This window comes from Kordia sp. (genome assembly GCF_965224175.1).
Taxonomy (GTDB): Bacteria; Bacteroidota; Bacteroidia; order Flavobacteriales; family Flavobacteriaceae; genus Kordia.
This window is the reverse complement of record NZ_OZ245041.1, coordinates 3066510-3088069: the sequence shown is the minus strand read 5'-3', so window position 1 is coordinate 3088069 and position 21560 is coordinate 3066510. Positions and strand designations below refer to the sequence as shown.

Annotated in this window: 13 protein-coding genes; 11 read left to right on the top strand and 2 right to left on the bottom strand. The window is 34.6% G+C overall.

Annotated features, from left to right (window positions below):
• Position 1: 1 nt before the first annotated feature.
• From recO to ACOQOS_RS13295, 7 genes are all read left to right on the top strand, one after another.
• Complete coding sequence (gene recO, locus ACOQOS_RS13325) at positions 2-721, top strand: DNA repair protein RecO (RefSeq protein ID WP_420570960.1); 720 nt, start codon at positions 2-4, stop codon at positions 719-721.
• Positions 705-3125 (top strand): TonB-dependent receptor plug domain-containing protein, encoded by a 2421-nt coding sequence (locus tag ACOQOS_RS13320; RefSeq protein WP_420570959.1) that lies wholly within the window; start codon positions 705-707, stop codon positions 3123-3125. Before recO ends, ACOQOS_RS13320 begins: the two co-directional genes overlap by 17 nt.
• 170 nt (positions 3126-3295) lie before the next feature.
• The gene (locus tag ACOQOS_RS13315) at positions 3296-8218 is read left to right on the top strand and encodes a GEVED domain-containing protein (protein ID WP_420570958.1); all 4923 of its coding nucleotides are present in this window, start codon (positions 3296-3298) and stop codon (positions 8216-8218) included.
• A 174-nt stretch (positions 8219-8392) separates the two neighbouring features.
• On the top strand, positions 8393-11803 hold the full coding sequence (ileS, locus tag ACOQOS_RS13310; protein ID WP_420570957.1) for an isoleucine--tRNA ligase: 3411 nt from the start codon (positions 8393-8395) through the stop codon (positions 11801-11803).
• A gap of 6 nt (positions 11804-11809) precedes the next feature.
• Complete coding sequence (locus ACOQOS_RS13305; protein WP_420570956.1) at positions 11810-12190, top strand: TraR/DksA family transcriptional regulator; 381 nt, start codon at positions 11810-11812, stop codon at positions 12188-12190.
• 204 nt (positions 12191-12394) lie between these two features.
• Positions 12395-13015, top strand: a complete 621-nt coding sequence (locus ACOQOS_RS13300) for a hypothetical protein (protein WP_420570955.1) — start codon at positions 12395-12397, stop codon at positions 13013-13015.
• Positions 13016-13069: 54 nt separating this feature from the next.
• A complete protein-coding gene (locus tag ACOQOS_RS13295; protein WP_420570954.1) occupies positions 13070-13735 on the top strand; it encodes a lipoprotein signal peptidase in 666 nt (221 codons plus the stop codon).
• An 8-nt stretch (positions 13736-13743) separates the two neighbouring features.
• On the opposite strand, the gene ACOQOS_RS13290 is transcribed toward ACOQOS_RS13295, so the two are convergent.
• Complete coding sequence (locus ACOQOS_RS13290; RefSeq protein WP_420570953.1) at positions 13744-14307, bottom strand: 5-formyltetrahydrofolate cyclo-ligase; 564 nt, start codon at positions 14305-14307, stop codon at positions 13744-13746.
• A gap of 143 nt (positions 14308-14450) precedes the next feature.
• On the opposite strand from ACOQOS_RS13290, the gene uvrC reads away from it, so the two are divergent.
• Positions 14451-16241 carry an excinuclease ABC subunit UvrC gene (gene uvrC / locus ACOQOS_RS13285; protein WP_420570952.1) on the top strand — a complete coding sequence of 597 codons (1791 nt, stop codon included), beginning with the start codon at positions 14451-14453 and terminating at the stop codon, positions 16239-16241.
• Between the two features lie 10 nt (positions 16242-16251).
• Entirely contained in the window at positions 16252-18477 is a 2226-nt protein-coding gene (locus tag ACOQOS_RS13280; RefSeq protein WP_420570951.1) for a patatin-like phospholipase family protein, read from the top strand.
• A 41-nt stretch (positions 18478-18518) separates the two neighbouring features.
• Here the strand turns inward: ACOQOS_RS13280 and ACOQOS_RS13275 are convergent, their stop codons facing one another.
• Positions 18519-19436, bottom strand: coding sequence for an AraC family transcriptional regulator (locus tag ACOQOS_RS13275; RefSeq protein WP_420570950.1), 918 nt, complete (start codon positions 19434-19436; stop codon positions 18519-18521).
• Positions 19437-19609: 173 nt separating this feature from the next.
• Between ACOQOS_RS13275 and ACOQOS_RS13270 the strand changes: the two genes are divergently transcribed.
• Entirely contained in the window at positions 19610-21109 is a 1500-nt protein-coding gene (locus ACOQOS_RS13270; protein ID WP_420570949.1) for an aldehyde dehydrogenase family protein, read from the top strand.
• A gap of 87 nt (positions 21110-21196) precedes the next feature.
• Positions 21197-21550 carry a DUF779 domain-containing protein gene (locus ACOQOS_RS13265; RefSeq protein ID WP_420570948.1) on the top strand — a complete coding sequence of 118 codons (354 nt, stop codon included), beginning with the start codon at positions 21197-21199 and terminating at the stop codon, positions 21548-21550.
• Positions 21551-21560 lie beyond the last annotated feature (10 nt).

Here is a 21560-nt window from a genome sequence, read left to right as displayed (position 1 = left end):
CATGCTGGTTTCAACAAAAGCAATTGTAATTTCTACTATAAAATATGGTGATGCAGGTGTTATAGCTAAGTGTTTCACTGCGTCTGATGGTATAAAAAGTTATTTGCTCAGAGGAATTCTAAAATCTAAAAAAGGAAAACTGAAAATAGCTTACTTTCAACCTTTGATGCAACTTGAAATCGTAGCAAACCACAAAAACAAAGGAAGTTTAGAGTATATAAAAGAAGTAAAAACAGTATATCCGTATGCTTCCATTCATACAAACATCATAAAAAGCTCCATTGTATTATTCCTTTCTGAAATTTTAAACTATTCCATTCAAGAAGAAGAAAAAAACGAAACCTTATTCAAATTCATAGAAAATGCCTTGCAATGGCTTGATATTCATGATGAAATATCAAATTTTCACATCTCATTTCTTATTCAGTTGACAAAATACTTTGGATTCTATCCAGAGATAAAACATATTCATAAAAATTATTTTGATCTACATGAAGGTCAATTCTTTGATATGAGTACTATGAATGAATGTATTACGGGTGAAAATTTAACATGCTTCAAACAGCTCTTAGGCATAAAATTTGATGAGCAGAATACTATAAAGTTGTCTTCATACAGAAGAAATGAAATTCTTGCAATACTCATTCAATATTTTAAATTACATTTGCAGGGATTTAGGCAACCAAAATCAATGGAAGTGTTACATGAAGTATTCAAATAAAATAAAAGGCGTTGTCATTATAATTTCTTTTATTTTCTCTACAGCTCTTTTTGGTCAGGAAATTCAAGTAAAAGATCTTGTTAACGATAGAAATATTTCTAACGTTAATGTATACAATACTGACCAGTCTAAAGGAGGAATTACAAATGCGAGAGGTAAGATAGATATATCGATATTTTCAGATGATGAAAAAATTACATTTCATCACATTTCCTATTTGCCAGTTACACTTACAAAAAACGAAATCCTTCAAAATAAAAGCAAAGTATACCTTGTTAAAAGTTCAGCAGAATTATCTAAAATAGTAATATCGGTATCTAAGTGGCAACAAGACAAAAAAGAAATCCCTAAAAAAATTGTCAGCATAGATAGCAAAGAAATTGTCTATGCGAGCCCGCAAACTGCTGCCGATTTATTAGAAAAAAGTGGAAAAATATTCGTTCAAAAAAGTCAGCTTGGCGGTGGAAGCCCAATGATTAGAGGATTTTCTACAAACCGATTGCTAATTTCTGTAGATGGTGTTCGTATGAATAATGCCATATTTAGAGGTGGAAATGTTCAAAATGTAATCTCAATTGATCCTTTCAATGTAAATAATACCGAAGTAATTCTAGGTCCAGGTTCTGTAATTTATGGAAGTGACGCTGTTGGTGGTGTGATGAATTTTTATACGAAAAGCCCAAAGCTTTCTTGGAGCGAAGAAACGCTATTCTCTGGAAATGCAAGTGTACGTTATGCTTCTGCTAATACTGAAAAAACAGGACATGCAGATTTTAACATCGGATTAAAAAAATGGGGTTTCCTGACAAGCGTAAGTTATAGCGATTTTGATGACTTACGTATGGGGAGAAATGGTAGAGATAGATATCTGCGACCAGAATATGTTGCCAGAATTAATGGGGAAGATGCAGTCGTTGCAAATGGAAATCCATTAAATCAACGATTCACAGGATACAGTCAAATCAGTCTAGCACAACGTATAAAACTAGTGCCTGATGATATTTGGGAATTTGACTTAGGAATACACTACTCTGCAACTTCAGATGTTCCGCGTTATGATCGTTTGTTGCAATATAGAGATGGTGCATTGCGTTATGGAGACTGGTTTTATGGGCCACAACGTTGGTTTATGGGTAATTTTCAAACACAGAAAAAAGGAAATAACACCTATTATGATAATGTAAAATTTACCAATGCATACCAACGATTTGAAGAAAGTAGAAACAAACGTAACTACCAAGATGCAATCCTAAATGTTACCGAAGAAAAAGTAGATGCAATTTCTTCTAGCTTAGATTTTGAAAAACGATTCAATCCAAGTATAAAAACGTTTTACGGATTAGAATATGTATACAACAAAGTACACTCAAACGGATACGATCGTAATATAGAAACCAATGAAATTACGGATGCAGCTTCTCGTTATCCTGATGGTGCTACGTGGCAATCAATGGCTGCCTATGCAAGTTTGGAGTACAAAATGAATCCTAGATTTGTAATTCAATCAGGATTGCGTTACAATCATATTCTTATAGATACAGATTTCGATACAACTTTTTTCCCATTTCCCTTTACGGAAGCAACAACAAACACAGGAGCTTTTACAGGAAGCGTAGGATTTAGTTGGCTGCCAAACAAGTGGCAAATTACCGCAAACATTGGAACTGCTTTCAGGGCGCCTAACGTTGATGATATTGGAAAAGTATTTGATTCGGAGCCTGGTTCTGTAGTAGTGCCAAATCCAAACCTAACACCCGAACATGCATACAGTGCGGAGTTTGGAATTCAAAAAAGAATAGGAAGTAGTTTTGACTTAAACTTCACAGCATTCTATACTTTGCTAGACGATGCATTAATTCGTAAAGACTTTGCATTAAATGGAGAAACGGAAATTATTTATAATGGAGAATTGAGCAATGTGCAAGCTATTCAAAACGCTTCAAAAGTATTTACATATGGTTTTGAATTTGGGTTTGCGGCTAAATTCAATAAAAGAACAAAAGTAACAGCAGATTTAACCATTCCGCGCGGTGAAGAAGAACAAGCAGATGGGACAAAAGTGCCATTGAGACATGTATCTCCTATTTTTGGAAATGTACATTTCATTTACAAAAACAAAAGACTAAAGCTTGATATTTTTACAAACTTTAATAGTTCAATATCATACGAAAATTTAGCTCCTTCTGAGCGTAGCAAAGCGTATCTATATGCTGTAGATGAAAATGGAAATCCGTACTCACCTTCCTGGGTAACCTTCAATGCAAAATCTAACTTCGAAATCACCGAAAAAATCAATTTAACGGCTTCTGTAGAAAACATTATGGATCAACGTTATAGAGTTTATTCTTCAGGAATTACGGCACCTGGTAGAAACCTAATTTTAGGATTAAATTACAATTTTTAACGTATTTTTAATAAGAAAAGGATTGCTAAATTGTGATGTTTGTGAAATTTAATGGTATTTATATCGACTAATTCATAGTTTTCATCTAAATTAAGGGTTTACTTTACCAAATCATTACCAAAAAAAAGAAAAATAAAGTACATTTACTTTGCCTTAAAATGCTTTAACGTATGAAAAAAACCTACTCACTTTTAGCTTTTTTGCTATCCTTTACTTTCGCAAGTGCTCAATATTGTACTTCTGCTGGTAACAGCGTAGCAGATGAATACATTGGACGAGTCCAGTTAAATACATTAGATAATACTAGTGGAACACCAGCAAGTGGATACACTGACTTCACAGGATTAGCTCCTACAGATTTAAGTACCAACTCTAGCTATACAATTTCTGTCACAAAAGTATGGACAGGATCATTGTTTGATGAAGGAATTGGAGTTTGGATAGATTACAATCAGGATGGAGATTTCTTCGATCCAGGAGAACTAGTCTTCAATACAACACCAAACCAAACAGCTACTGAATCAGGTAGTTTTACAGTTCCTGCAACCGCTTTAGCTGGAAATACACGCATGCGTGTACAACTACAATACAATGTAACGCCAAATGATCCTTGTGATACAGTTGCAACTGGATATGATTTTGGAGAAGTAGAAGACTATACAGTAAATATAGTCGCAGCTGCATTGCCACCAGATATCTATGTAAGTGGTAATCTCTTAGAAATACCTGATGGTTCTACAAATACACCGACTACCGCAGATCATACTGACTTTGGAAGTGCAGTCATATCTATTGGAAGTGTTGTTAGAACTTTTACCATAGAAAATACAGGAACAACTACAGATTTAACATTACCTAGTAATCCAGTGAGTTTAAGTGGAGCAAGTAATGCCGCTTTTTCGGTTACCTCGCAACCTTCAGACTTATCACTGGCACCCGGAGAAACTACGACGTTTCAAGTCACTTTTGCGCCAACAGTAGTTGGAGGTGCTACAGGTGAAATAATTATAGATAATAATGATCCTGATGTATTGGAGCAATCATATACATTTAATATAAGTGGAACAGGAGCATTACCAGTTGTAAGCCCTGGAGCTGTATCAACAGACTTACAGCTTTGGATGAAAGCAAATACGGGAACTAACTTAACAGGAACAGATGTTGATAGTTGGGATGATCAATCTCCAAACTCATTTACTGCTACATCTGAAGGTACGTCGGATGCACAATTAATTGCAAATGGTTTAAACTTTAATCCAGTATTAAGATTTACGGGATCACAATTTTTAAGCTTAGGAGATCCAACAGAATTAGACTTAGATCCGCTAACGGATGAAATGACAATCATAGCTGTAATTGTTTCTGGAGGAGGAAGTACAGGTACGGTAATATGTAAAGGAACTAATAACATTCGTAACTATCAAGTTTGGTTGGGTACAACAGATCGTGTAATGCATTACACCTTAGGTAGAGATAATTCAAATACCGCAGAACGTTTTGGTACCATCTACGCTCTTAATGAACCAAAAATTACGACGGGAATAGTTTCAAATAATGCAGATCCTTTTTTAAGGTTAGAACCATATGTTAATGGTATAGCTGATCCAGCCTTTTTAAATAATGGAGCAGATAATGGTTCATCAAATGTAGATGTGTTAATTGGAGCGAGAAGAAATAATAATAATAACGATTCAGGATATCGATACAATGGAGATATCGCTGAAATAATTATGTATGACAGACCTATAGATGCTACAGAAAGACAAAAAATAGAGTCATATTTGGCTATCAAATATGGCACAACATTAGGTTCTAATGATGCAAACTGGAACAGTACTACAAATACATCATCTCCTTTTGGATATGCAGGGACGAGTCAAAATTACTTAGATTCTGATGGAAATATTATTTGGAATGGAGCTACAAATGCAGGATATGGTTATAACGTTTTTGGTATTGCCCGAGATGATAATTCTGCATTATTGCAAACGCAATCAAGTAGTGTGAATATAGCGCCAGCAGATGTGCTAACAATGCGAAAAGAATCAGGTGTATTTAATTCAAACTTGAGCTATCTTATCGTTGGAAATAATGGTTTAGCAGAAACAATACAAACAACGACATTGCCAGAACGTACACTGGGAATGTTAAACAAAATATGGTTAGCTCGTGAAAGTACAACTGATGTTGGAACTGTAGAGCTGGAATTTGATATGAGTGCTAGTGGTTTAACAAACTTGGACGATCTAGAATTATATATAGCTGATGGAGCTACTTTTGCAGCTTATGAAAACTATGAAGGAACAAATGTAGGTGGAGTGTTAACATTTACTGGAGTAAACCTAGAAGATGGACAGTTCTTTACACTAGCCGAACCACAAACAATTACTGGTAATAATGCTCTATTCTTTGATGGTGTAGACGATTATGTAGAAGATAGAACACCAACGACAAATGGATTGACTGATTATACAGTAATGGGATGGATAAAAAACCCAGGTCAATCTATAGCGGCTGCAAATAGAGATATATTAGGAGTAGAAGATCAATTCAGATTTTACCTAAGTGCAGGTTTACTTGCAATTCAAGAAGGATTAACAGGTGGAGTTCCTAGAGCAGGAACAGATACAGTTACCGATTGGGTGCACTTTGCGGTAGTTGTAAATAATGCAAGCTCTAGAGCAAATTATTATCTTAACGGATTGCTTGTCGGAGGTGGAGGAATAGATCCTTTAGGATCAAATCCAAACCCTTTCCGCATGGGTACATTTGATAATACTAATTTCTTTAGAGGTTCTATTGATGAAGTTAGAACTTTTAATGTAGCATTAACAGAAGATCAGCTTCGTGAAATGGTACATCAAGAAATAGAACAAAATGGAGCAAACGTAAGAGGTTCTGTAATACCTAAAGATATTGAAGACTTCACAACTGGTGATAATGTTGCTTGGACTTCATTAATTTCGTACTACAATATGTCATCCATAAAAGGAAATCGTATTGAAGATATTACAGGAAATGGGAACTTCTCATTTATGAAAAATATGTCAACTATTGAAGCGCAAACAGCTCCAATGCCATATACATCTGTGGCTGATGGAAACTGGACAGATGATGCTACATGGGAGTTTGGTTCTGTGTGGGATACACCTTCTGCTTCAAGTATAAACTGGTCTATCGTTCAAATTAGAAATGATGTAGTAGCGAGTGCAAGTTATTCAACACTAGGATTAACAGTAGATGCTGGAGCTTCTTTAACAGTAACAGGAACAAACCCTACAGTAACAAATACTTCGCCATTTGCTATAACAGCAGGTTCAGGTTTTGCCTTAACAAATACTTGGTATACTGAACTAAATGGTACAGTAGATTTACAAGGAGAAAGCCAGTTCTTACAAACAGAACGAAGTGATTTAGAAGTTACTAGTACAGGTTCTATGGAAAGAGATCAACAAGGAACTGCCAACAGATTCACATATAATTATTGGTCATCACCAGTAAGTTTAATAAACAATACTGCCAACAATCAAACATTTACATTAGCTAACGTATTGCTAGATGGGACAACTGTATCTTCGCCAGGAGCAATTACATGGACGGTTCCAGTAAACGCAGATGGGGCTACTTCTCCATTTACAATTAGTACGCGTTGGATATATAAATTTGTAAATGGTGCAGATGAAGACTATGATGCATGGTTATTCACAGGGCAAAGTGGAAACATATCTCCAGGAGAAGGATATACGATGAAAGGAGTTTCCTTGGGTGATGAAAAAGAAGAGCAAAACTATGTATTTAGAGGAAAACCAAATAATGGTGTCATAACAGTTGGTCCATTAGGAGATAATAATTTATACTTAGTAGGGAATCCTTACTTAAGTTCTCTTAATGCAGATGAGTTTATCAATGATAACATCGCCAATGATGCTACAACAGGGACATTATTTTTCTGGGAACATTGGGGCGGTGGAACGCATACGCTATTAGAATATCAAGGAGGATATGCTACTTACACTTTAGGTGGAGGAACGCCAGCGATGTCTCATCCAACAGTTAACCAAACAGGATCAGGGACAGAAACACCAAAGCAGTTTATCCCAGTAGGACAAGGGTTCTTTGTACAAGGAGATACAAATGCTGCAAATGGTACATCAGCAACTGTAGAGTTCAATAACTCTCAAAGAATTTTTGTGCCAGAATATATTGGGGCATTAGAGTTTTCTACATTCTTAAGACCAGATAATTCTGATGATGGTGGAGGAATGATTTCAAATCCAGCAGATGGTGAAGATGCATCAAGCGAAAATACAAATGTAAGCGGTCCAGCTTCAGAAACTAGATCGTCTGGTAACAATCTTACTGAAGATGAAGAGGAGGAAATCTATGAGTCTTTAGGTATTCGAAAAGATAGTAGAAAAAAGATTCGCCTAGGATATACAAACCCAGAAGGATTCCACAGACAATTATTACTAACTTTTGATAGAAGAACTACAGATGCCATTGATCGTGGATTTGAAGGAGAATCTATTGGTGTTACTGAAAATGACATGTATTGGATGTTAGAAGACGAAAAATATGTGATTCAAGCAGTAAGAAATATATACTCTGAACGTGTAGTTCCTTTAGGAATTACTTCTAAAGAAGTTGGTGGTGGAACAATCACACTAGACAAACTTGAAAATATAGATGACAGTGTTGAACTTTATATCAAAGACAATTACACAGGTCAAACATATGACTTAAGAGCTGCTGGAGGTGTTCCAATATCTGTTCTGTCGGGAGAAACAAATGACAAATATTCATTAGTATTTGAGCCATCAGAGGCATTAAGTGTTAATGAGGAGATTTTAGAAAATGGAATTACAATTTATACTGATAAAGAAACAGACGAAATTGTGGTAACCAATAATACTGGCTTTACGTTAGATGGTATTGATATGCATACTATTCTTGGTCAACGAATAATTTCGATCACAGAAGGAATTAGCGAAAACACAATTCGAATTCCTATTGATGATAAAGCAAGTGGTATATACATTATAAGTATCTATTCTGAAAAAGGAAAAATTAGTAAAAAACTAGTCATTCAATAAACACAGAATAACAACATAATAAAAAGACCACTTGAAAACCAAGTGGTCTTTTTTTATGCTCGAATTTATGATGGTTCGAAGCTCTCATAGATTTTCTAATGCATAATACGGGTTTAACACATTACAATTCAATGAAATTCATTAATTTCGCAAATTCAATACAGAGCAGAAAAAATGGCTAATAAATTTACAGAATACAAAGGACTAAATTTGCCTGCAGTAGCAGAAGAAATACTCAACTACTGGGAAGAAAATAACATCTTTGAGAAAAGTATAAGTTCAAGAGAAGGAGCAGAATCATTCGTATTTTTCGAAGGACCACCTTCCGCAAACGGATTACCTGGAATTCATCACGTATTAGCCAGAGCTATTAAAGATATTTTCTGTCGATACAAAACACAAAAAGGATATCAGGTAAAACGAAAAGCTGGTTGGGATACTCATGGACTTCCAATAGAATTAGGTGTTGAAAAAGAACTTCAAATCACCAAAGAAGATATTGGGAAGAAAATCACGATAGAAGAATACAACGAAGCTTGTAAAAAAGCAGTAATGCGTTACACAGATATCTGGAACAACATGACACGCAGAACTGGATATTGGGTAGATATGGAAACGCCATACATTACCTATAAATCTAAGTACATGGAAAGCGTTTGGTGGTTGTTAAAGCAAATCTATGACAAAGGATTAATGTATAAAGGATACACAATCCAACCATACTCGCCAAAAGCCGGAACAGGATTAAGTTCGCACGAATTAAATCAACCAGGAACCTATCAAGATGTAACAGATACAACGGTTGTCGCACAATTTAAAACCATCAAAGAAACCTTGCCAGAAGCATTACAAAATGTAGCTGGAGAAGTACATTTCTTAGCATGGACGACGACTCCTTGGACATTACCATCAAACACGGCGTTAACGGTTGGTCCAAAAATCGAGTATGTAGTTGTAAAAACATACAATCAGTACACATTTGAAGCCATAAATGTTGTATTGGCAAAAAACTTAGTTGGAAAGCAATTTGCTGGAAAAAAATTCACACAAGTAGAAACACAAGACGAATTAGCGGCTTACCAACAAGGAGACAAAAAAATACCATACTTAGTTGCAAGCGAGCATAAAGGAAGTGACTTAGTAGGTGTCAAATACGAGCAATTACTAGAATATGCATTGCCATATCAAAATCCAGAAAATGCTTTTAGAGTTATTTCTGGAGATTTCGTAACTACAGAAGACGGAACAGGAATCGTACATACAGCACCAACATTTGGAGCAGATGATGCCAAAGTTGCTAAAGAAGCAACACCAGAAGTTCCGCCTTTATTAGTATTGGACGAAAACGACAATCCTGTACCATTAGTAGATTTACAAGGACGTTTTAGACCAGAACTAGGAGAATTTGCTGGGAAATATGTAAAGAATGAATACTATGCAGATGGTGAAGCTCCTGAAAAATCGATCGATGTAGAATTAGCCATCAAGCTAAAAACAGAAAACAAAGCCTTCAAGGTTGAAAAATATGTCCATAGTTATCCAAACTGCTGGCGTACGGACAAACCAATTTTATACTATCCATTAGATTCTTGGTTTATTAAAATCACGGATGTAAAAGATAGAATGTACGACTTAAACCAAACGATTAACTGGAAACCGAAATCAACGGGAGAAGGACGTTTTGGAAACTGGATTGCTGGAGCAAATGATTGGAACTTATCACGATCACGTTTCTGGGGAATTCCATTACCAATATGGCGTACTGAAGATGGAAAAGAAGAATTGATGATTGGTTCGTTGGCAGAATTAAAAGCTGAAATCAAAAAAGCAATTGAGGCTGGTGTAGAAACCAAAGATGTATATGCTTCCTTTGAAGCTGGAAACATGTCTGAGGAAAACTACGAAAAAGTAGATTTGCACAAACACATCGTTGACAAAATTACTTTGGTGTCACCTTCTGGAAAGCCAATGAAGAGAGAAAGCGACTTAATTGATGTTTGGTTCGATTCAGGTTCAATGCCATATGCACAATGGCATTATCCATTTGAAAACAAAGAATTAATAGACAATAACGAAAACTATCCTGCAAACTTTATCGCAGAAGGTGTCGATCAAACACGTGGTTGGTTCTATACGCTTCACGCGATAGGTTCGATGGTGTTTGATTCGGTTGCTTACAAAAATGTAGTATCAAACGGTTTAGTATTAGACAAGGAAGGACAAAAAATGTCTAAACGTCTCGGAAATGCTGTCGATCCATTTACAACCTTAGATAAATTTGGGCCAGATGCTACGCGTTGGTATATGATTTCGAATGCAAATCCTTGGGACAATCTAAAATTTGACCTAGAAGGAATCGCGGAAGTACGTCGTAAATTCTTCGGAACATTATACAACACCTATTCGTTCTTCTGTTTATATGCTAATATTGACAACTTTACATACAGTGAAGACGAAATTTCATTGGCAGATCGTCCAGAAATCGATCGTTGGATACTTTCTGAGCTACATACACTCATCAAAAATGTAGATCAATTCTACGCAGAATATGAGCCAACAAGAGCTGCTAGAGCTATTTCTGAATTTGTACAAGAAAATCTAAGTAACTGGTTTGTGCGTCTAAGTAGAAGAAGATTCTGGAAAGGTGATTATCAGCATGATAAAATATCAGCATACCAAACATTATATACATGTATGTTAACTGTTGCCAAATTAGGAGCACCAATTGCGCCTTTCTATATGGACAGACTTTACAAAGATTTAACGAAAGCAACAGCTACAGAAAACTTTGAGAGTGTACATTTGGCAGAGTTTCCAAAGTGTGATGAATCGTTCATTGACAAGTCATTAGAACGTAAAATGGAAAATGCACAGACAATATCTTCTCTAGTATTATCGTTAAGAGCTAAAGAAAAGATCAAAGTGCGTCAACCATTACAGCGTGTAATGATTCCTGTATTAGATGCGCAAAATAAAGCGGAAATTTTGGCTGTTGCCGAATTAATCAAATCAGAAGTAAACGTAAAAGAAATCGAACTTTTAGACGATGCTTCAGGAATATTAGTAAAGCAAATAAAGCCAAATTTTAAAGTTTTAGGACCAAAATTTGGGAAAGATATGAAAGCGGCTGCAGCGGCGATCATGCAGTTTGGACAAGAAGAAATTGCCGAAATTGAAAAAACAGGCAAAATATCCGTAGAAATTAACGGAAAAAATAGTACATTAGACATAACAGAGGTAGAAATTACTTCTCAAGATATTGAAGGTTGGCTAGTAGCCAATTCGGGAGGAATTACCGTAGCGTTAGATGTTACCATAACTGAAGAATTACGCAAAGAAGGAATTGCAAGAGAACTTGTCAATAGAATTCAAAACTTACGTAAAGATTCAGGATTTGAAGTCACGGATAAAATCCACGTAACACTACAAAAAGATGAACATTTAGTAGATGCTATCAATACTAATTTGGACTATCTGAAGACGGAAACGTTGACAGCTGAACTAGAATTTGTAGATCAACTAGAGAATGGAACAGAAATTGCTTTCGATGAGGTAAACACCGTATTGTTTATTAAAAAAAAGTAACACATCATGGAAGACACTAAAATAAGATACTCAGACAAGCAACTTGAAGAATTTAAAACGATCATTCAAGACAAAATTGAACAGTCTCAAAAAGATCTAGAACTTTTAAAAAGTTCATACATGAACGATCATAATAACGGAACTGAAGATACTTCACCTACATTTAAGGCATTTGAAGAAGGATCTACCACAATGTCCAAAGAAAAAAATATGCAATTAGCCATTCGTCAAGAAAAATTTATTCGTGACTTAAAAAATGCGCTAATTCGTATTGAAAATAAAACTTATGGAGTTTGTCGAGTTACAGGAAAATTAATCAATCCTGAACGCTTAAAATTAGTGCCACACGCAACCTTAAGTATTGAAGCAAAAAATATGCAAAAATAATAGCTATATAACTTACACAAAAAGCGCTCACTAGGGCGCTTTTTTTAGTTTATAAATTTAATATATTGATAGGCTTTTGTAAAAAGAAGTCATTAAAAATATTCGTGAATTCGTGGTAAAAAAGTTATCAGTTCTCGGTTTTCAGTTGATTCTAAGAAAAATTAGTATATCAAATCAACAAATCCGAGAAAAACAAAAATCCAAATGCTAAAAGCATCATACCTTACATATCTATTTCTGCTGTTGTCGATGACATGCTTTGCGCAAAAAATAACGCAACAATCGGTGGCAATTCATGAAATAGACGAAATCCGAATCAATACAGACAAAATATTTCAACTAAACATCTTTAGTTCAAATGATGATGTTGTCAAAATTGAAACAAAAATGGAAGGTGAATACTATCGTGATATCAATGTAATTACTGCTACTAAAAACAAAAAACTACAGCTCACTTGCGAATTCGCAGAAGGTTTTGAGCTTCCAAATGACAAATTAAGCGCACACAAGGTCTTTTCTATAACAATGAACATGTACATTCCTCAAAAACTCAAAGTGCAATTAGAAGGAGAAGAAACGCAAGTTCATGTGCAGGGAAATTATAAAAAATTCTGGGCAGTATTAATTTCAGGGAATTATACTCTAGAAAACTTTTATGGAGAAGCAAAAATTCAAACCAAAAAAGGAAACATTCACTACATTAAGAAAAAAAAGCCAACTTTTGAGCTAAAAACAGATCGCGAAGTTATCTTCTATGAAAACGGTAATAAAGTAGAATTAAAAGCTGATAATGGAAAGATTACATATTCTTCTGATAAAGCATAAAATATTCTTATTTTAGCCACCTATTAGAATTTTCAAACGGAAATTGTACGACATATGTCATTAAAAAAAGCTATTGGAATCATTGTTTTGGTCTTACTTATTGATCAAATCAGTAAAATATACATAAAAACGAACTTTGCACTTGGAGAATCAGTGGAAGTTTTTAGTTGGTTTAAAATTCTATTTGTAGAAAACAGAGGAATGGCATGGGGCGTTGAATTACCAGGAAGTTACGGAAAATTATTCCTAACCTTATTCCGTTTATTTGCGATTACAGCTATCGGATATTGGTTATATGATGCAGTAAAGAAAAACAGTTCACGAATTCTAATAGTAGCCATTGCACTCATCTTTGCAGGTGCTTTTGGGAACATCATTGATTCAGTATTCTATGGACTCATCTTCAATGAAAGTGTGTACAAAGGAGAAGTAGCAACGTTTATGTCAGAAGCTGGTGGATATGCACCTGTATTTCACGGACGTGTAGTAGACATGTTGCATTTTCCTATGATTGACACTACGTGGCCAGAATGGCTTCCGTGGATTGGCGGCGACCGTTTTACGTTCTTCGATCCTGTATTCAATATTGCGGATTCTGCGATTACCATTGGAGTATTATTACTCATCATCTTCAACAAAAGAGCATTTCCTAAAAAGAAAAAGGAAGAAAAAAGAGAAGTTGTCAAAGAAGTCGTAGAAGTTACTCCTGAAGAAGCTTAACGGTCGACTTAAAACTTATAAACTTTCTCAGGCGTTACACAAAAATCTAACGGAATATCAGTTGTATCTGCCGTAAATAAAATGGTTTCTGGAGGAAAAAATGACAAGCCAATTTTAATCACGTCGTCTTTACATTCTGCTAAAAAGCGATCATAAAATCCTTTTCCATAACCAATTCTATTTCCTTTAGTATCATACGCCAATAGTGGAACAAAAACCACATCAATCTTCGTCGAAGAAACTTCAATACCATCTACAGGTTCAGGAATATGATACGCATTCTTTTTAATGACAGTAGTATCTGTGAGTAAAAAATGTGTCAAAGAAGCATCTTCAAAATTACTTTTCGACAATATAACATCTTTATCTTTTCCTAACAGAATATTCAAAATAAACTCTGTGTCAATCTCTTTCTGTTCCGCAATCGTCAAAAACAAATGATAATAGCGTTTCTCCCAAATAGGAAGTTTCAACAACTTATTTGCAATTGCGATACTAAAATCGTCTAACTCTTGATGCGTCAGTTCGTTTCGGATTGCTTTATACTTCTTCCGTAAGGTAGATTTTAACATGAATTCAATTTTAACACAAAAATAAAAATTGTAATTTAGTTACCCTTTTGTTTTTGGAATAATTGGGAGTAAATTTGTTAGTATATTACCAAAGGCAACAATCAAATCTCAATACTAAAATCTAACGACTCACTACTAAACTCGTGACTGAAGCGCTACAATTACAACTCAAAACCATTCCAACAAATCCTGGTGTCTATCAATACTATGATAAAGATGGAAAGTTGTTATATGTAGGAAAGGCGAAAAACTTAAAAAAACGAGTTTCGTCATACTTCAATAAAAACCATGAGTATGGAAAAACAAAAGTGCTCGTAAAAAAGATTGCGTCCATAAAACATATCATCGTTGCTACAGAAACAGATGCGTTATTACTGGAAAACAATCTCATTAAAAAATACCAACCGCGCTACAACGTACTATTAAAAGACGATAAATCCTATCCGTGGATTTGTATCAAAAATGAGCGTTTTCCAAGAGTATTTCAAACACGTAGAGTTATCAAAGATGGTTCGGAATATTTTGGTCCATACACAAGTGTAAAAACAGTTCGTACACTGCTAGAACTCATCAAAGGACTTTATCCGTTGCGAACCTGTAACTACGACTTATCTCAAGAAAAAATAGATGCAGGCAAATACAAAGTCTGTCTCGAATATCACTTAGGCAATTGCTTAGGTCCATGCGAAGGGTATCAAACCATACAAAGTTATGATCAGCAAATAGTAGCCATTCGTAAAATATTAAAAGGAGATTTTAGAGATTCTTTATTGCAATTCAAGCAACAAATGAAAGCGCATGCAGAAGCGATGGAATTCGAAGAAGCGCAAAAAGTCAAGGAAAAAGTAGAGATCTTAGAAAACTATCAAGCAAAATCAACCATTGTCAATCCAAAAATCAACAATGTAGACGTATTTTCAATTGTATCTGATGAAAGCTTTGGTTACATCAACTTTTTACAACTCTCGTTAGGTTCTATAGTGCGATCGCATACGATGGAAATCAAAAAGAAACTAGATGAAACAGACAAAGAATTGCTAGAACTAGCCATCACTGAAATTCACCAACGTTTCAAAACAAACTCCAAAGAACTATATGTGCCTTTTGAAGTTGAAGTTGGCGAAAAATTCAAAATTACGGTTCCAAAACTAGGAGACAAAAAGCGAATTCTGGAGCTCTCATTGCGAAATGCGAAATATCACCGAATGGAACGTTTCAAGCAAATAAAGCTAACGGATCCAGACAAACACGTAAATCGCATCATGGCGCAAATGAAAAAAGATTTACGCCTTTCGGAAGAACCGCGACACATAGAATGTTTTGATAATTCAAATATTCAGGGAACCAATCCTGTGGCGGCTTGCGTCGTTTTCAAAAACGGAAAACCAAGCAAAAAAGAATACCGACATTTCAACATAAAAACCGTTGTCGGACCAGATGATTTTGCTTCTATGGAAGAAGTTGTCTATCGCCGATACAAAAGATTAGTTGAAGAGAAGCAACCTTTACCACAATTAATTGTCATTGATGGTGGGAAAGGACAATTATCTTCAGCGTTAAAAAGTTTAGACGCGTTAGAATTACGAGGAAAAATTGCCATCATCGGAATTGCGAAACGATTGGAAGAAATATACTATCCAGGTGACTCAATTCCACTATATTTAGATAAAAAAAGTGAATCACTCAAAATTATACAGCATTTACGAAATGAAGCGCACCGATTTGGAATTACATTCCATCGAAATAAAAGAAGTAATAGTGCGTTAAATTCAGAGTTAGAAACCATTGCTGGAATTGGTGAAAAAACGATTGTAGAACTTCTAAAAAAGTTCAAATCAGTCAAGCGAATTTCAGAAGCATCACTCGAAGACATTTCGGCGATTGTTGGAAACAGTAGAGCAAAAAAAATATACGATAACTTTCACAAAAAATAAGCGTTATACCATGAAGCAGTGGATATGTATCTGCATAGCAATCTTTAGTTTCTTTATTGTTTCCGCACAAAAAGAATCACAAAAAAAGCAAGATCTCAAAGTAGGTTTGGTCTTAAGTGGTGGTGGCGCAAAAGGACTGGCACATATTGGCGCTTTAAAAGTGATAGACAGCTTAGGAATTCGTGTCGATTACATTGGCGGAACAAGTATGGGAGCAATTATTGGCTCGTTATACGCTTCAGGTTACACAGGGAAACAAATAGATTCGATCTTCAAAAAAACAGATTTTGATGTCTTAATTCAGGATGAATTGCCACGATCGGCCAAAACATTCTACGAAAAAGAAGATGCAGAACGATATGCAATCACATTGCCGTTTGATAGCTTTAAAGTTACCTTTCCGTCTTCCATCTCAAAAGGACAAAATGTATACAACAAGCTGGCACAATTATTACTTCATGTAGCGCATATTGAAGATTTTAGCAAATTGCCAATTCCTTTTTTATGTGTTGCTTCAGATATTGAAAAAGGCGAACAAGTAGTTTTAGACAAAGGATATTTACCAGAAGCGATTACGGCTAGTGGTGCGTTTCCATCATTATTTGAGCCTATTCCAATGGGAGAAAGACTCCTAATTGATGGTGGTGTCACTAACAATTATCCAATAGATGAAATAAAGGCAAAAAACGTAGATATCATCATTGGAGTTGATGTACAAGATGGTTTGGCAGATAGAAAAAAATTGCAATCAGCGATGAGTATTTTAACGCAAATCAACAACTTTCGTACGATCAATGATATGAAAACGAAAAGCAAACAAACAGATGTATACATTCGTCCAGATATCACAGGTTTTTCGGTCATATCGTTTGACAAAGGTCGTGAGCTTATAGAAAGAGGTGAACAAGCAGGAATTAATCAGTTAGTAGCTTTAAAAGCAATTGCAGAAAAACAGCAACGAAAAAGACAGATAAAACACGTAAAAGCAAAAGATTCTTTAAATATCAATTATATTCACTTACGTGGGAATGATCAATACACGCGTTCATACGTACGTGGTAAATTGCGTTTCAAGACCCCAAAAACCATAGCATTCAAAAAATTTACAGAAGGTATTGGGAATCTGGCAGCAACAGGAAACTTTACCGGAATTCGTTACAAAACGTGGAAAAACGAAGATGGCACAGAAGATATGATTCTCAATTTAAGAGAAAAGCCAAACAAAATGTTTTTACGCTTAGCTGCGCATTATGACGATGTCTACAAAACAGCCGGATTGATCAATGTAACTCGAAAAAAAGTACTATTCAACAATGATGTGGCTTCGCTAGATTTTATTATAGGTGACAATATTCGGTATAATTTTGAATATTATATTGACAAAGGATACTATTGGAGTATTGGACTCAAATCGCGATTCAATACTTTTGAAAGAGGCGTAAATTATGATTTAATAAGAGATGACAACACCAATCCGGATGTAAACCGAATCGATGTTGAAGTGTCCGATTTTACCAATCAATTATACATTCAGACAGTACTGCGAGAAGAATTTGTCTTTGGAATTGGAGCAGAACATAAACGTCTGAAAATTACTTCGGAAACCATTGTACAAAATAATGAAGAAGAAACTATTTTTGAAAAAAGTGACTTTCTAAGTACATTTGGATTCTTAAAATTAGATACATACGATAACAAATATTTTCCGTCTAGCGGATTATTCTTTTCAGGAGATTTTCATTGGTATTTATACTCGTCTGATTACAACAAAAACTTTGATTTATTCTCAATTGCAAAAGCCAAAATGGGCTATGCAACTCGAATATTTAACAATGTATCTTTGAATCTTTCTTCGGAAGGTGGATTTAAACTTGGTGAAGATTCAACAAACTCATTAGACTTTGTATTAGGTGGTTATGGAAACAACTTCATCAACAATTATACATCGTTTTTGGGGTATGACTTTTTAAGTTTTGCTGGAGATAGTTTCGTAAAAGGAACCATTGGTTTAGATTATAACTTCTATCCAAAACATCATCTAAACTTTACTGCGAATTATGCCAATACTGGAGAAAATATCTTTAAAAGTGGAGAATGGTTTAGTGTTCCTGACTTCAATGGATATGCATTTGGTTATGGTTTTGAAACATTCTTTGGTCCGTTGCAAGTAAAATATTCTTGGTCACCAGATATTGAAAAAGACACTTTATTTTTCAGTATTGGATTTTGGTTTTAAAAATCAATGGAAGCTCAATATATAATAATGTAAACTAATTTTTAAAGTAAAATAGATTTCTTGAATTGTTGAGGTGTCATCATTTCCATCTTTTTAAACTGTCTGTTAAAGTAACTCGTATTATTAAATCCAGATTTAAAAGCAATTTCAGACATTCTAAAATCTTTAGATTCTTTAATAAGCTTTTTTGAAAACTTAATCTTTTCAGAATTTATATAATCGATTGGAGAAACCCCTAAGGTGTTTTTAAATTGTTTGTGAAAATGAGAAACGCTCATATACGCTTTCTTAGCCAGTAAATCCACAGAAATGTCTTTGTTGGTTAAGTTGTCTTTTATATATTTAATAACAGTTCCTATTCTTGTATCATTAAATACTTGGTTTACATCATTTATAATTAGTGATTTTGCTTTCGTTTGTAAAAGCCTTACGATCAACTCTTGTATCATCAAATCTAACAATACATCTTTTGACTTATTGTTATTAGTAAACGTATACGTTAATCGTTTAATTAAATGGTTTACATCTGCGTTATTAATTAAATGTGAAGTAGTTTTATCTAAATCCCAATTGTTATTCTCATTTTCAATTGCAACGTGTTGATTAAATTTTTCAACAACTTCATCAATTTTAAAAATATCAATACCAAGTGCCAAACATTGTGTAGGATTTTCTTTGGTAGCTAAAGGAAAATCTATAACCATTTCCTTATGAGTTGGCATGACTACAGATTCACCAGGGGAAAAATCAAAAGCTTCAAAACCATCAAGATGCATAATTTTCTTTCCAGTAAGCATACTTGCTATAATTGGAAAGCTGAAGGTTAACGATACCTTCTCGGCAAAAGCATGCGTTTCATATATATTAAGCTCTGCAAAATCAGCACTATACGTCGTTCTGTTTTCCACTAAAGTGGTCAGTTTTCTATTGCTTTTATGTTGATTTAAAATGGACTTCATACTCAATATTACAAAATTTTAATACATAAACGCTTAAATAATAGATATGTTCATGAATATAATAAATATGTTCAAAATTATTAGAATATGATAAAATACTTTTATGAAAATTAAACATAATATAAGTTTTGTATTAAAAAATTAACAAATCACTAATTTTAATTGAAGATAATATGAGTTATTCTAAACCGAAGTTTAAAGAAAAATATGGCAATTTTATAAATGGGAAATTTGTTGAACCCATAGCGGGTCAATATTTTGACAATACTTCTCCAATTGATAATAGTTTTATTGCAAAATACCCGCGTTCTCAAAAAGAAGACGTTGAACTAGCCTTAGATGCAGCCAATGAAGCAAAAGAAGCTTGGGGAAACACATCTGCAACAGAAAGAGCAATGTTATTAAACAAAGTGGCAGATATTATTGAAGCGAATCTAGAAGAATTTGCGCTCGTTGAAACTTGTGATAATGGGAAGCCAATTCGAGAAACTTTAAATGCAGATATTCCTTTATCAGTAGATCATTGGCGATATTTTGCCGCATGTATTCGCTCAGAAGAAGGAAGTGCAACCGAGCTTGATCAGCATACATTATCTATGAATATTAAAGAACCATTAGGTGTTATTGGTCAAATCATTCCATGGAACTTTCCACTACTCATGTTATCTTGGAAATTACCACCAGCATTAGTAACGGGTAACTGTGTAGTTTTAAAACCAGCAGAACAAACACCAGCTACAGCAACATTATTAATGGAAAAAATAGCCGAAGTATTTCCTCCTGGAGTGGTGAATATTGTTCATGGTTTTGGACCAGAAGCAGGAAAACCTTTAGCTTCAAGCGCAAAAGTAGATAAAGTAGCATTTACTGGCGAAACAACAACAGGTCAACTCATCATGCAATATGCATCTAAAAACCTAAATCCTGTAACGATGGAATTAGGAGGAAAATCACCAAATATTTTCTTCAATTCTGTAATGGATGCCGACGATGCATATTTAGATAAAGCTATTGAAGGAGCAGTTTTATTTGCTTTTAATCAAGGAGAAGTTTGTACATGTCCTTCAAGAATTTTAGTGCAAGAAGACATTTATGACGCATTCATGGAACGTGTAATTGAAAGAACGAATGCTATCATTCAAGAGAATCCTTATGATATTAATACCATGGTAGGTGCGCAGGCATCTAATGATCAATACGAAAAAATACAATCCTATTTTAAAATAGGAAAAGATGAAGGTGCCAAAGTATTAGCTGGTGGAGAAGCCAACAAATTAAGTGGTAACCTAGCAAACGGTTTTTACATCAAACCAACATTGCTTGAAGGTCATAACAAAATGAGAGTCTTTCAAGAAGAAATTTTTGGACCAGTAGCCTGCGTTACAAAATTTAAAGATGAAGCCGAAGCATTGGAAATTGCCAATGATACACTTTACGGGCTTGGTGCTGGTGTTTGGACAAGAGATGCGCACCAATTATATCAAATACCAAGAGCTATAAAAGCGGGTCGTGTTTGGGTAAACTGTTACCATGCATATCCTGCACATGCGCCATTTGGAGGTTACAAAAAATCTGGTTTTGGTAGAGAAAATCATGTAATGATGCTCAATTACTATCGCCAAACCAAAAATATGTTAATCTCGTATGATAAAAATAAACTGGGTTTCTTTTAGTAGAAATTACATAGAAAAAGCCAACATAAACTTTATATTAAGGCTGATTTACACTGTATTTCAGCCTTTTTTAATACCTTCAAAATTATGGAAAGAATTGCAATTACTAAAGAAGCAGAAAAAGTTTTAGAACAACTAAAGAAAAAACACGGTGACTTAATTTTTCATCAAAGTGGCGGCTGTTGTGATGGTTCGGCTCCTATGTTACTTGAAAAAGATGAAATGTATATAGATGAAAGCGATATCCTATTAGGAACATTGAATAACGTCAACTTTTACATGAATCAAGATCAATTTGAATATTGGAAGCATACGCATTTAACTGTTGATATTACCGAAGGTCGTGGAGCAAGCTTTTCTTTAGAAATTCCTTTAGGACTTCGCTTTCTAATTCATTCAAGACTTTTAACAGATGAAGAGAATGAACTGCTTAATAAATAATGAAATACAA